11 protein-coding genes are annotated in these 13,968 nt (G+C 59.4%); 6 read left to right on the top strand and 5 right to left on the bottom strand.

Going from position 1 to position 13,968, the window contains the following annotated elements:
• Positions 1 to 97 precede the first annotated feature (97 nt).
• From dgcB to etfB, 3 genes are read left to right on the top strand one after another with little or no spacing between them, the layout of a single operon-like run.
• On the top strand, positions 98 to 2,047 hold the full coding sequence (gene dgcB / locus AB4N53_RS17510; protein ID WP_460121964.1) for a dimethylglycine demethylation protein DgcB: 1,950 nt from the start codon (positions 98 to 100) through the stop codon (positions 2,045 to 2,047).
• The gene (etfA, locus tag AB4N53_RS17505; RefSeq protein WP_460121962.1) at positions 2,047 to 3,267 is read left to right on the top strand and encodes an electron transfer flavoprotein subunit alpha; all 1,221 of its coding nucleotides are present in this window, start codon (positions 2,047 to 2,049) and stop codon (positions 3,265 to 3,267) included. The genes dgcB and etfA overlap by 1 nt, the downstream gene beginning before the upstream one ends.
• A gap of 8 nt (positions 3,268 to 3,275) precedes the next feature.
• Entirely contained in the window at positions 3,276 to 4,046 is a 771-nt protein-coding gene (etfB, locus tag AB4N53_RS17500) for an electron transfer flavoprotein subunit beta (RefSeq protein ID WP_460121960.1), read from the top strand.
• 881 nt (positions 4,047 to 4,927) lie between these two features.
• Here the strand turns inward: etfB and gbcA are convergent.
• On the bottom strand, positions 4,928 to 6,223 hold the full coding sequence (gene gbcA, locus AB4N53_RS17495; protein ID WP_016772823.1) for a glycine-betaine demethylase subunit GbcA: 1,296 nt from the start codon (positions 6,221 to 6,223) through the stop codon (positions 4,928 to 4,930).
• Between the two features lie 296 nt (positions 6,224 to 6,519).
• Between gbcA and gbcB the strand changes: the two genes are divergently transcribed.
• Positions 6,520 to 7,620: a glycine-betaine demethylase subunit GbcB gene (gbcB, locus tag AB4N53_RS17490; RefSeq protein ID WP_016772824.1), complete on the top strand. Its 1,101-nt coding sequence runs from the start codon at positions 6,520 to 6,522 to the stop codon at positions 7,618 to 7,620.
• A gap of 58 nt (positions 7,621 to 7,678) precedes the next feature.
• Here gbcB and AB4N53_RS17485 read toward each other — a convergent pair whose 3' ends face one another.
• The 4 genes from AB4N53_RS17485 to AB4N53_RS17470 form a co-directional block, all read right to left on the bottom strand.
• Entirely contained in the window at positions 7,679 to 8,443 is a 765-nt protein-coding gene (locus AB4N53_RS17485) for a hypothetical protein (protein ID WP_460121958.1), read from the bottom strand.
• Complete coding sequence (locus AB4N53_RS17480) at positions 8,440 to 9,903, bottom strand: hypothetical protein (RefSeq protein WP_460121956.1); 1,464 nt, start codon at positions 9,901 to 9,903, stop codon at positions 8,440 to 8,442. Before AB4N53_RS17480 ends, AB4N53_RS17485 begins: the two co-directional genes overlap by 4 nt.
• On the bottom strand, positions 9,900 to 10,385 hold the full coding sequence (locus tag AB4N53_RS17475; RefSeq protein ID WP_056786550.1) for an Hcp family type VI secretion system effector: 486 nt from the start codon (positions 10,383 to 10,385) through the stop codon (positions 9,900 to 9,902). The genes AB4N53_RS17480 and AB4N53_RS17475 overlap by 4 nt, the downstream gene beginning before the upstream one ends.
• A gap of 159 nt (positions 10,386 to 10,544) precedes the next feature.
• Positions 10,545 to 11,585 carry a threonine aldolase family protein gene (locus tag AB4N53_RS17470; protein ID WP_016772826.1) on the bottom strand — a complete coding sequence of 347 codons (1,041 nt, stop codon included), beginning with the start codon at positions 11,583 to 11,585 and terminating at the stop codon, positions 10,545 to 10,547.
• A 126-nt stretch (positions 11,586 to 11,711) separates the two neighbouring features.
• Here AB4N53_RS17470 and AB4N53_RS17465 point away from each other — a divergent pair, with 126 nt between their 5' ends.
• Positions 11,712 to 12,422 (top strand): TraX family protein, encoded by a 711-nt coding sequence (locus tag AB4N53_RS17465; RefSeq protein ID WP_460121953.1) that lies wholly within the window; start codon positions 11,712 to 11,714, stop codon positions 12,420 to 12,422.
• Positions 12,423 to 12,705: 283 nt separating this feature from the next.
• A complete protein-coding gene (gene glyA, locus AB4N53_RS17460; protein ID WP_460121951.1) occupies positions 12,706 to 13,959 on the top strand; it encodes a serine hydroxymethyltransferase in 1,254 nt (417 codons plus the stop codon).
• Positions 13,960 to 13,968 lie beyond the last annotated feature (9 nt).

Below are 13,968 nucleotides of genomic sequence, written 5' to 3'. Positions count from 1 at the left end.
ACGATGATGTCGACTGACTCACCGCTTTCGCGAGCAGGCTCGCTCCCACAGTAAAGCGAATCGTGTTTCTCCAGGTTGCACTGGTGGGAGCTTCACCATGTTGAACACCCTTCTTCCAATCCTGTTGTTCGCAGCCCTGGGCCTTGCGGTCCTCGGCGCGTTGCGGCGGATGAACATGTGGCGCCGGGGGCGGGCGGCGAAGGTCGATCTGCTCGGCGGTCTGCTGGCCATGCCCAAGCGCTACATGGTCGACCTGCACCACGTCGTCGCGCGGGACAAATACATTGCCAACACCCACGTCGCCACGGCGGGCGGTGCGGTGGCGTCGATTGTGCTGGCCATTCTGGTGCACGGTTTCGGCCTGCATAACCGCATCCTTGGCTACGCCTTGCTGCTGATGTCGGCGGTGATGTTTGTCGGCGCGATCTTCATGTACCTGCGCCGGGTCAATCCGCCTGCGCGTCTGTCAAAAGGCCCGTGGATGCGCCTGCCGAAAAGCCTGCTGGCGTTCTCGGCGTCGTTTTTTCTGGTGACCCTGCCGGTGGCCGGGATCCTGCCGGAGAACTTCGGCGGCTGGGTGCTCGCCGCCATTCTCGGCGTGGGCGTGCTGTGGGGCGTGTCGGAACTGTTCTTCGGCATGACCTGGGGCGGGCCGATGAAACACGCCTTTGCCGGTGCTCTGCACCTGGCCTGGCACCGTCGCCCGGAACGCTTTGGCGGCGGGCGCTCGACCGGTTTGAAGCCGCTGGACCTGAACAATCCCGATGCGCCGCTGGGTGTGGAAAAACCCAAGGATTTCACCTGGAACCAGTTGCTCGGTTTCGACGCCTGCGTGCAGTGCGGCAAGTGCGAAGCAGCGTGCCCGGCCTTCGCCGCCGGCCAGCCGCTGAACCCGAAAAAACTGATTCAGGACATGGTCGTCGGCCTCGCCGGCGGCACTGACGCGAAGTTCGCCGGCAGCCCGTATCCAGGCAAACCGATCGGCGAGCATGGCGGCAACCCGCACCAACCGATCGTCAACGGTCTGGTCGATGCCGAAACCCTGTGGTCATGCACCACCTGCCGCGCCTGCGTCGAGGAATGCCCGATGATGATCGAGCACGTCGATGCGATCGTCGACATGCGCCGTCACCTGACCCTGGAAAAAGGCGCGACCCCGAACAAAGGCGCCGAAGTCCTCGAAAACCTGATCGCCACCGACAACCCCGGCGGTTTCGCCCCGGGCGGGCGGATGAACTGGGCGGCGGATCTGAACCTCAATTTGCTCAGCGAAAAGAAATCCACCGACGTGCTGTTCTGGGTCGGCGATGGCGCCTTCGACATGCGCAACCAGCGCACCCTGCGTGCGTTCGTCAAAGTGCTGAAAGCGGCGAACATCGACTTCGCCGTGCTCGGCCTCGAAGAGCGCGACAGCGGCGATGTGGCGCGGCGTCTCGGCGACGAAGCGACGTTCCAGTTGCTGGCCAGGCGCAATATTCAGACGTTGGCCAAATACAGCTTCAACCGCATCGTCACCTGCGATCCGCACAGTTTCCATGTGCTGAAAAACGAATACGGCGCCTTCGATGGCAATTATCTGGTGCAGCACCACAGCACCTACATGGCCGAGATCATTCAGGCCGGCGCGCTCAATCTCGGTCAGCACAAAGGCAGCAGCGTGACCTATCACGATCCGTGCTACCTGGGCCGCTACAACGGCGAGTACGAAGCGCCGCGCGAAGTGCTGCGTGCCCTCGGCATCGAAGTCAAGGAAATGCAACGTTCCGGCTTCCGTTCGCGCTGCTGCGGCGGTGGCGGCGGCGCGCCGATCACTGACATTCCGGGCAAGCAGCGCATCCCCGACATGCGCATGGACGACATCCGCGAAACCGGCGCCGAACTGGTGGCGGTGGGTTGTCCACAGTGCACGGCGATGCTCGAAGGCGTGGTCGAACCGCGTCCGCTGATCAAGGACATCGCCGAACTGGTGGCCGACGCGTTGCTCGAAGACGCCGCGCCGAGCAAGCCAGCCACCCCGGCCAAACGTGAACCTGCGGAGGTGCACTGATGAGCGACATAATCCGCCGCGACCCGCGCGCCGAATGGATTGCGCGCAACCGCCTGCATCCGCTGCACGCGGCGATGCAACCGGCGCAACACAGCTGGATGGGGCCCAATGGCGTCATCCGCAAGAATCTGCACGGCATGGGTTTTATCGGCCCCAACGGCATCAAACGGATCGATCGCAGCGGTGCGCAACAGGGCGGGGCGGTCAAACGTTCCGCTGCTGTTGAAGTGCAGTTGCCGCTGCATCAGGTACCGGCTCCGGCGTTCTACATCAGCGTGGTGCCGGATATGGTCGGTGGTCGCCTGAGCAGCCACGACCGCGATCTGCTCGGCCTCGCTCACCAACTGGCCGGCAGCGATGGTGCGGTGCTTGCTGTGGTGTTCGGCGAGCACAAGGAAAGCGCTTTCGAAACCGCAGGCGTCGATCGCTTGCTGGTGCTTGTAGGCGAGGAATTCAGCGGTTATGCACCGGAACAACGGGTGCAGGGTTTGCGCGCTGTGGATAACCAGTTCAATCCGCGTCACTGGTTGCTGCCGGACAGCCGCAGCGGGGGCGGGGAACTCGGCCGACGCTTTGCTGCAGCCTTGGGCGAACGTCCGGCCACGCGGGTCTGGCAGGTCAAGGATCAGGAATGCATCGGTCGCGCCGGCGCCGGATTGCAAGACCTGGCGCGTCCGCTGGCGCGGTTGATTCTCGCCGCTGCGGAATGCGCCGAACCGGTCAGCGAAACCCGTCACGAAGCGTTGCCGGTGGAGTTATCCACAAGCGTGGCACGCAGCTTGTCGCGCATTGAAGATCTCGGCGCAGTGGCGGTAGATCCGGCGGCGATTCCGATGGCCGAAGCGGAGTTCATCTTCTCCGGCGGTAATGGCGTGAAGGACTGGCAGTTGTTCCACGAAACCGCCGCAGCACTTGGCGCCACCGAGGGCGCTTCGCGCGTGGCGGTGGACGATGGCTTCATGGCCCGTGATCGCCAGGTCGGTGCGTCCGGCACCTGGGTCACTGCGCGGGTCTATGTGGCTGTGGGTATCTCTGGCGCGATTCAGCACCTGCAAGGCATTGGCGCCTGCGACAAGGTGGTGGCGATCAACCTCGATCCGGGTTGCGACATGATCAAGCGTGCCGATCTGTCGGTAATCGGCGAAAGCGCAGAGATTCTGCAAGCGTTGATCGAAGCAGTCGCGGCTTACCGCAACGAAGCCAAGCGCGATGCGGCTTAAGGAAACCTATGAACACGAACGTTATCAGTCTGGTTTCAATCGGCGCTCACCCGACCTCGGGTCGGCCACGGCGCGCCGATCAGGATGCGCGCGCGGTGGAACTGGGCCTGCAACTGGCTGGGGATAATCTGCAAGTGCTGCACGCCGGTGATGTTGCCGAACCGGCCCTGCGCGCCTATCTGGGCATGGGCCTGGAACAGCTGCATGTGCTGGAACAACCCGCTGGCGCCGATGCCTTGCCGGCGCTGACCGCGTACCTGCGCGATGCCGGAGCGCAAGTGGTGCTGACCGGCAGCCAGGCGGAAACCGGTGAAGGTTCGGGGATGTTGCCGTTCCTGCTGGCTGAAGGTCTGGGCTGGCCGCTGGTGGTGGGCCTGGCGCAGGTCGAATCGATCAACGACGGTTCGGCGCTGGTTCTGCAAGCGTTACCGCGCGGGCAGCGACGCCGCTTGAAGGTCAAACTGCCTTTTCTGGCGACTGTGGATAACGCCGCGCCGAAGCCTCGGCAGAGCGCGTATGGCCCGGCAAGACGAGGCGAATTGGCCGCCGATGACGTTGACGTGATGGAGGACGAATTGTTGGCCGTCGCCACGCTGCAACCGGCTAAGCCACGGCCCAAGCGCTTGAAGGTGATCAAGGCCAAGAGCGGCGCCGACCGGATGAAGGCTGCCACGGCCAAGGCCAGTGGCGGCGGTGGGCAGGTGCTCAAAGGTGTCACCGCACAGGCTGGAGCTGAAGCGATTCTGAAGTTGCTGATTGAAGAGGGCGTAGTCCGCTAGTCACCCCTTCCAGGCACGGAATAACCCCAGTGGGAGCGAGCCTGCTCGCGAAGGCGGACTGTCAGCCGACACATGCATCGACTGACGCGACGCATTCGCGAGCAGGCTCGCTCCCACATTTGGTATCCATTCACAGCCAATCTTTACTATTTACCCACAATCCCTGTTGGCGAAGCTGTGGATAACGTGTTCGCCCTTGCGCGCACCCCATGCCGTTCAAGCCTTTCAGCCACAAGATCAAAAAACGATCAACGTAACTTACGGATTTATCGGGCTTTTCCCTTGGTAGAAATCCATAAGTTGCCCCCAATCTCTGTTGGCGCTTCTGTGGATAAGATGTTCGCTATCTTCTGTAGGCCATATGCAGCGGGGTTTGCAGGGGTTTGATCAATTATTGATCAAATGCGTCCTCCAGATGCCGAGAGCTGTAAGCGCGAGGGGTTTTCCCCAGTCATAGGTGTTTTTCCACAGGCGATTGAAAGTTGTCCCCGATCTCTGTTGGCGCTTCTGTGGATAACGTGTTCGCTCCCCGCTGGAAGCCTTTAAATCCGTGGCCTGCGCGAGGCTGATCAAAAAACGATCGATCGTTTTCAGAAACCGTGATTCAGAATAAGTCACGATTTTTCTTTGCAAATCAGCAGGATATTTTTCGACTCATCCCCAGTTACCCCCATTTGCTGTGGGCGGCTATGTGGATAACTTGTTTGCGGAAGGCTGGAAGGCTTGGTGGGTATGGGCGGCGGAGGTATTGATCAGAAATTGATCTAAATGGCTTCAGGTCAGTGGTGTTTGTCAGAACTTCTTCGCGAGCAAGCCCGCTCCCACAGGGGAATGCATTCCACCTGTAGGAGCTGCCGCAGGCTGCGATCTTTTGCTCTTGATCAGCCCTGAACCGGAACGCCTTTGAGGTAAGGCGCTGGCTCGGCCCCGAGGTTGTTCAACATCCGCTCGCTGTACCAGTCGACGAAGTTGACCACGCCGAATTCATACGTCTTGGAATAAGGCCCCGGCTGGTAAGCGGTGGAGTTGATCCCGCGCTGGTTTTCCTCAGCCAGACGGCGGTCCTGATCGTTGGTCGCGTCCCACACCTGGCGCATGCGCTCGACGTCGTAATCGACACCTTCCACCGCATCCTTGTGCACCAGCCACTTGGTGGTGACCATGGTTTCCTGGGCGCTGATCGGCCACACGGTGAAGACGATAATGTGATCGCCCATGCAGTGGTTCCACGAGTGCGGCAGATGCAGGATGCGCATCGAGCCCAGGTCCGGGTTCTTGATGCGGCCCATCAGTTTCGCGCAGCCCTGCTTGCCGTCGAGGGTCATCGACACGGTGCCCTTGAGCAGCGGCATGCGCACGATGCGGTTGCGCAGGCCGAAACTGGCGTGAGCGTAGGGGATCTTTTCCGCTTCCCAGGCAGCGGCGGAGGCGGCGACATGATCCTTGAACGCCTGATCGGCGCGCGGGTCGGTGACGTCGTCCCACTCCAGCAGAGTTTTCAACAGTTCCGGGTGCGACGCGTTGCAGTGGTAGCACTCACGGTTGTTTTCCAGCACCAGTTTCCAGTTGGCCTTCTCCATCAAGGTGGTGGTGATCGCCACCTTGGTGTTCTCCATGTCGTACGGTTCCATGTAATGGTTGAGCGTCGACAGGAAGTCATCGATGGCCGGCGGGTTCTCTGCCAGGCTGATGAAGATGTAGCCGCCAGCGGTTTTCACATTCACCGGTTTCAGGCCGTACTGCTTCATGTCGAAGTCGGCGCCCATCTCGGTGCCGGCGAACAGCAGGCGACCGTCCAGTTCGTAGGTCCACTGGTGGTAATGGCAGACCAGTTTGGCGACTTTGCCTTTTTCACTGGTGCACAGGCGCGAGCCACGGTGGCGGCAGACGTTGTGAAACGCATGCACCACGCCTTCGGCGCCGCGAATGACGATGATCGGGTTCTTGCCGACCTGCAGGGTCAGGTAGTTGCCCTTGGCCGGGATCTCGCAGGTCATGCCGGCGATCAACCACTCTTTCTGGAAGATCTCCTGCATATCAATATCGAACAGGCGCTCGTCGCTGTAGAACGGCTGCGGCAGGGAAAAGGTGCGCTCGCGCTCCTGCAGCATCTGTGCGGTGGCCTTGCGTGCGGGTTCCAGCGGATCGCCCAGGCTGATTTTTGCGGTGACGTCCATCGATGTAATCCTCATGGCCCTCTGCGTGGCCGGCGAAAGTGGCTGATCAGGTGTGCTGCAAAACGGTTGCTACGCAAGGTGTAAAGAAGTCGTCTTGTGTTGGGGCGAGTGTGGGGCCGGCGCTGCCCCGAACCTTATCCATGGGCGACATGGCGCAATCTGTTCCCGACGCGCAAGGCCCGGTGTTCAAGGGCTGGTCGCGATAAGTATGTCAATGTCGCGGATAGGTAAACGCACGGTCTGCGCTATACGCAGAATCGCCGACAAGAGGCCGACAGTCGGCCGTGGAGAACAGCATGTCCAACAGCTTCCTGAATCCGGTCACCACCCAGACCTGGGCCAATGGCCGACACATTGTCCGTTGCGTCAAAGTCATCCAGGAAACCTGGGATGTGCGCACCTTCTGCTTTATGGCCGACCAGCCGATCCTGTTCTTCTTCAAGCCGGGGCAGTTCGTCACCCTGGAGCTGGAAATCGAAGGCCAGCCGATCATGCGCTCGTACACCATTTCCAGCTCGCCGTCGGTGCCGTACAGCTTTTCGGTGACGATCAAACGCGTGCCGGGCGGCAAGGTCTCGAACTGGTTGCACGACACTTTGCATGAGGGGCAGGAGTTGGCGGTGCACGGCCCGGTCGGGCTGTTCAACGCGATCGACTTTCCTAGCCCGAAGGTCCTGTATTTGAGCGGCGGCGTCGGCATCACCCCGTGCATGTCGATGGCGCGCTGGTTCTACGACACCAACGCCAACGTCGACATGACCTTCGTGCACAGCGCGCGCTCGCCAAAAGACATCATCTATCACCGCGAGCTCGAGCACATGGCGTCGCGGATCGACAACTTCAGCCTGCACCTGATCTGTGAAAAGCACGGCCTCGGTGAGCCATGGGCCGGTTATCGCGGTTATCTGAATCACAAGATGCTCGAACTGATGGTTCCGGACTTCCTCGAACGCGAAGTGTTCTGCTGCGGCCCGACGCCATACATGACTGCGGTCAAGCGCCTGCTGGAAGCGGCCGGCTACGACATGTCGCGCTACCACGAAGAATCCTTCGGCGCCACGCCACCCGAGGCCCGCGCCGACGCGGTGGAACAGGCCGAACAAGCCGCCGATGCGCCGGAAATCGACGCAGCGGATCTGCACCAGGTCGAATTCACCGCCTCCGGCAAAAGCATCCGCGTCGGCCCGGGCGAAACCGTGCACGCAGCCGCCGCCAAACTCGGCCTGATGATCCCGAAAGCCTGCGGCATGGGTATCTGCGGAACGTGCAAGGTGATGAAACTGGGCGGCGAAGTGGAGATGGAACACAACGGCGGGATTACCGAGGATGACGAGGCGGAAGGATTTATCCTGTCGTGCTGCAGCGTGCCGAAGGGGGATGTGCGGATTGAGTTTTAAATAGGCATGAACTTGGGTCGATCTCCTAAATGAGGAGATCGACCGGGAAAGTGCAATTTCAAATCAGCCCGAACAAAGCGAGCAGGCCGAAGCCCACAAAGGCAAAGCCAAATATTTGCTGGTATTTATTCAGTTTGAGCAGGTCGCGTTTGAGTTTTGGCGGGAAATTCTTAACGTCTCTTGCGCTGACTTTGCCTTGGGAAATGTACCGTGCGGGTTTTTTGAGGATGCCGAAAATCTCACCCAACATATAAATACGCCCCCCCAGGCCCGCTTGCCATAACATGAGCAAAGACGATGTGATTGAACTGCGTTTCAGGCTATTTAGGATCGTTTCCAGTCTTCTTTTGGCGGTATAAAGTAAAATTCCATTTACCACTAAAAGACCTGTGAAACTCACCAGTGTCATGATCACAATTGGATCTTTTACGATATTGTTAATTTGATCTACGGATGAGCTTATTCCCAAGCACATCATAATTGTAAAAAAAATGAAAACCAGTTTGTATAAAATAATCAGGTTCTTTTTCAGTTTTTTGGGGAAGTTTTCGAAGTCTTTCGCGCAAAGTTTTCCGGTGTGAATGTAAAGTTCAGGGTTTCGCATGATGTCGAACACTTCTCCCATCATGTAGATTTTACCCCAAGGACCTCCGTGCCAAAGCATTATAAGTCTGCTCGAAATAGAACTGTTTGTTAGATGGTTCAATATGGTTTCGGTCTTTGTTTTCGCGACATATAACATCACTCCTATCAAAGTAAATATGCCGACGAAGTCTACAATACCAATCAACAAGAATATTTTCTCTGAAGTACGAAGAGTCATTTAACAGCCTCGTATACTTTCTGTGCGATCCGTTCGCCGCCTTTCTCGCCCAAAGTCCCGCCGGCGTAATTTCCGAGTCCTGCCAGTAGCGCACTGCAAAGTACAGTGCCAAGCCCGCCTGTCGGGAGGCCAGCGCCTACGCAAATCGTTGAGGCAGTCAAGCTTACGAGCGCGCCGGCAACCATTCCGCCACCCACACCACCCAAAAAGCTTCCGCTCTCCGTGAACTTCACTTTTTCACATGCCTCCGCGCTTCCGTGCATGCAGACATCCTGCACCTTTAAGGCGGAGGCGCCACCACCCACCGCTGTACCGATCCAGCCGCCATATTTAACGTACTGTGATGCTTGGCTGACTGCCCGAATATGCGTGGCATAACCTGGGTTCTGGCCGATGCCGCCGGCTTTTCGCCAGTGGTGCACAAGATAGGGATGATCAATGCCTAGAGTGGTCTTCAGGCTCGGGTAATCGGGGATGCCAATACTCTGTCGGGTGAACCGATTGAGTTGGACGTCCAGCTTTTTGAGTAATTGGTCACGCTTGTTTATGAATTCTTCAGAGACCCGGTGGCCTTTTACGTCCAGCGTATGAACATGCAACTTCTCAAGATCCGCGAGAACATTTTTTATGCCATCCAGATGATTGGCTGCCATGGCCGTGACGACCCCGATCACTTTTGATTCATAGGCAAGTGCGGTCTGGATCACGCCATAGTGCTGCGCCATGAAATCCGCTTCTTCCAAGGTCAGCGGTTCCAGCGTCGCACTGACAAAACGCGCGGTCTGCATCAGCAATGCTTCCTCGTATGTGCATTGCTGATTGTCAGGGTCGCTCAGCACGATCATCGAACCGGCTTTAATCATGTCCGGGGTCGGATTCAAACTTCTGAATCTGGCGATGACATTCGGGTTGGCGGAGGGGAACAGCTGTGCCTCGAGCTTCTCGGCGACAATGCTTTTCGGCACGATGTAAAACCCCGGCTCCGACGGGGCCGGACGATCTTGCGGCCAGTGTTCGCTGGGGAAGAACTTCAAGTCGTTGACGGGGTGAGGGCTGCGCGCGGTGCTGCTGTTATTAACGCGCGCCACCCTGAGGTTCTGCTGATGAATCGCGCGCAGCAATCTGTCTGGATCGGAGCGCGAGGCAGGCGGCCTGAGCATCGATAACGAACGTTTTTTTACCGCTTCAGGAACGGCACCTTTGGTGCCGCGCATCAAAGATCTGGATTGGTTCAGAAAGTGGCGTTGTTCCTGTGCGAGGGCGTCAAGGCCCATATCCGCTGAAAGGCGGCCGCTGGCGACATCATCGACAATACCCTTGGCGAAGCGCGCGATGGCCTGATTGAACTGCACGCGCGCACTGCCGAATGCCAGATGACGTGAGCCGACTGTCTGTGCCTGTGCGAGCAGCTTGCCGGCAACGTGTCGAACGTCGCTGAGACCATGGCGCTGATCGCTCAACCTTCTTCGCCCCACGAGGCATGGCCGCTGGTCCCGGCGAGGTGATGCACCCAGCTGATGCCACGATAACGAATGGCGACCTGCTCCTGAGGTTCCGCGTCGTTGTGCAGAATGACGTGGGGCATATCCAGGTTCAGTTCGGTGAGCACCGCACCGTCGATCGAGACAGAAAAGTATTTTTCCTGCTGACCCTGAGGGGAGGTTCGGTAGAAGTTGATCTTGCAGTCGATCTCTTCACGGTTGGCCAGTGCCTGGGCCAGCAGCGGTGAAGATTTGTCGACGACTTTGGTGACAATGACCGGCGCGTGGGTGGCTCGGTGAGAGTTGTCGAGGTTGGCGAGGTTGTGGCTGTACGACAGCACCATGATTTCATCGGTGTGTGCCGCCTGATATCTGTTGCCGACCGAATCAGGCGTTGAGCAGCCTGCCGAAATCAGCCCTTGGGTCTTGCCCGTGATTGTCATGTAGCCGGGAATTGCCATCGCGTGCGCTCCTTGAATCGGGAGCGGGCAGTCTATGGCGGGTTTTTTGTGCTTTCTGTAGGCCTTGGTGTAGTCCGATTCTGAAAATGCAGGTCTGGGACGCCCAGCCTCTGGGTTGCATTCCCGTGCTGAGCATGGGAATGCAACTAGGGAGGGGAATCAGGCCGACATGACCTCGCGAATATCGCGGGCCAGTTCGCGCACGCGTTCTTCTTCGGTGTCCCAGGAGCACATGAATCGTGCGCCGCCCTTGCCGATGAAGGTGTAGAAACGCCAGTTCTTTGCAGTCAACGCAGCGATGGCCGGCTCGGACAGTTGCAGGAACACGCCGTTGGCCTGCACCGGGAACATCAACTCGACGCCGGGAATGTCGCTGACCAGTTCTGCCAGCAGTTGCGCGCAGTGGTTGGCGTGGCGGGCGTATTTGAGCCAGGCGTCGTTTTCCAGAATGCCGACCCACGGTGCCGACAAAAAGCGCATCTTCGACGCCAGTTGCCCGGCCTGCTTGCAGCGGTAGTCGAAGTCTTCGGCCAGTTTGTGGTTGAAGAACAGGATCGCTTCACCCACCGCCATGCCGTTTTTCGTGCCGCCGAAACACAGCACGTCGACGCCGGCTTTCCAGGTCAGGTCGGCGGGCGAGCAGCCGAGGAATGCGCAGGCGTTGGAGAACCGCGCGCCGTCCATGTGCAGGTGCAGGCCCAGTTCCTTGCAGGTTGCGCTGATGGCGCGGACTTCTTCCGGGGTGTAGACGCTGCCGACTTCAGTGGCTTGAGTCAGGGTCACCACACGCGGTTTCGGGTAGTGGATGTCCTGGCGCTTGAGCGCGACTTCGCGGATCGATTGCGGGGTGATCTTGCCGTTTTCAGTGCCGGCGATCAGCAGCTTCGAGCCGTTGGAGAAAAATTCCGGGGCGCCGCATTCGTCGGTTTCGACGTGGGCGGTTTCCGAGCAGATCACGCTGTGGTAACTCTGGCACAGCGACGACAGGGCCAGTGAGTTGGCGGCGGTGCCGTTGAAGGCGAAGAACACTTCGCAGTCGGTTTCGAACAGTTTGCGGAAATGATCCGCCGCGCGGGCGGTCCATTCATCGTCGCCATAAGCGCGCTGGTGGCCGTGGTTGGCCTGTTCCATGGCAGCCCAGGCTTCCGGGCAAATCCCGGAATAATTGTCGCTGGCGAATTGTTGGCTCTTGTCGGTCATGGCCGGCTTCCGTAATCGAGACTCTTGTGAAGGCTCGTGGTCAATGAGGATGCGCACTTTACCGAAGATCTTCCGGGGAGCACATGCGATGTCGGGTGGGGAAAATTACCAGTTTATGGGCCGATTATGCACCTGAGCCAACGCGACGGTGCCCTGGATCTGCTCAAATGGCTGGCGTTGCTGAGCATGTTGCTCGATCACCTGCGATATGTCGGCTTCTCCGCCGACTGGCTGTATGTGCCGGGTCGTCTTGCGTTTCCGTGGTTTTGCCTGGCAATGGCGGCGAATCTGGCCCGTAACGGTTCACGCAAGATGGAATGGCGTTATCCGGGCTGGCTATTGCTGTTCAGCGCCATCAGTGAAATTCCTTATCGCTTCTACATCCCCGACCCTGACACGTTCAACGTGATGCCGACGCTCGCGCTGGGCCTGCTGGTGGCGCGCGGCTGGCAGGATCGAGCATCGGTGGCGCGGTTGCTCGCATTGGCCGCACTGGTGGTTGCGGCGGTTTTCTCAGAACGACTGATGTTCGGTTTCTTCGGCGTATTGTTGCCGTTGGCGATGCTGCTGGTATTTCACCGGCCTTGGTATTTGAGCCTGTTGCCGGGGCTGGTGTGTCTGGCAGCGAACCAATGGCAGGTGTTGCTCGAATCGGCGCGGTTCGGTAACAGTGTGGCGATTCTCGGCCTGGGGACGTGTCTGTTTGCGCCGATGCTGGGGATGTTCTTGTTGCGACATGGGCGACATCTGCAGCCACCACCGATGCGGCGCTGGGCATATGCGCTGTATCCCGCGCATTTCCTCCTGCTGCTTGCCGTCCGCGCGGCATACACCTAACCCCTGTGGGAGCGGGCTTGCTCGCGAAAGCGTTGTGTCAGGCAGCATTGATATGACTGACACGGCCTCTTCGCGAGCAAGCCCGCTCCCACGGGGATCTCCACAGTTTCGGATGATGTGTCCGACCACCCTTTTCCAGCCATGTCGTAAACGCACCTTTGCGTGGCGCGCGCAGGCATTTGAGCTGTCTGTGCCAGCCATACCATCGCATCAAAGGGCACTGCCATCATTGCCAGTGCCTTACCGAGACGAATGGCGCACAGATGCCGCTGGGAGAGACGCGATGTTCAGCAAGCAAGACCAGATCCAGGGTTACGACGATGCACTGCTGGCGGCGATGAATGCCGAGGAGCAACGTCAGGAAGATCACATCGAGCTGATCGCGTCGGAGAACTACACCAGCAAGCGCGTCATGCAGGCGCAAGGCAGCGGCCTGACCAACAAATACGCCGAAGGCTATCCGGGCAAGCGCTACTACGGTGGCTGCGAGCATGTGGACAAGGTCGAAGCGCTGGCCATCGAACGCGCCAAGCAACTGTTCGGCGCCGATTACGCCAACGTCCAGCCGCACTCCGGTTCTTCGGCCAACAGCGCGGTGTACCTGGCGCTGATCCAGCCGGGTGACACCATCCTCGGCATGAGCCTGGCCCACGGCGGTCACCTGACCCACGGCGCGAAAGTGTCGTCCTCGGGCAAGCTCTACAACGCTGTGCAGTACGGCATCAACACCGGCACCGGGCTGATCGACTACGACGAAGTCGAGCGCTTGGCCGTCGAGTGCAAACCGAAAATGATCGTTGCCGGTTTCTCTGCTTACTCGAAGACACTGGATTTCCCGCGCTTCCGCCAAATCGCCGACAAGGTCGGTGCGCTGCTGTTCGTCGACATGGCTCACGTCGCCGGTCTGGTCGCTGCTGGCCTGTACCCGAATCCGCTGCCGTACGCCGACGTGGTCACCACCACCACGCACAAGACCCTGCGCGGTCCGCGTGGCGGGCTGATCCTGGCCAAGTCCAACGAAGAGATCGAGAAAAAGCTCAACGCCGCCGTTTTCCCCGGCGCACAGGGCGGCCCGCTGATGCACGTCATCGCCGGTAAAGCGGTGTGCTTCAAGGAAGCGCTGGAGCCTGGCTTCAAGGCTTATCAGCAACAAGTGATCGACAACGCCCAGGCGATGGCCAGCGTGTTCATCAAGCGTGGCTACGATGTGGTCTCCGGCGGCACCGACAACCATCTGTTCCTGGTCAGCCTGATCCGTCAGGGCCTGACCGGCAAGGACGCCGACGCCGCGCTGGGCCGTGCGCACATTACGGTGAACAAGAATGCCGTGCCGAACGACCCGCAGTCGCCGTTCGTGACCTCGGGCCTGCGCATCGGCACCCCGGCGGTGACCACACGCGGCTTCAAGGTCAGCCAGTGCGAAACCCTCGCCGGCTGGATCTGCGACATCCTCGACAACCTCGGCGACGCCGATGTCGAGGCCAATGTCGCCCAGCAGGTTTCGGCCCTGTGCGCAGACTTCCCGGTTTATCGCTGAGTCGGTTTT

The sequence above is a fragment of the Pseudomonas sp. H3_E04 genome, from assembly GCF_054668915.1.
Note: the sequence above shows the minus strand (reverse complement) of the source record. Positions and strands in the feature narration are given on the sequence as shown.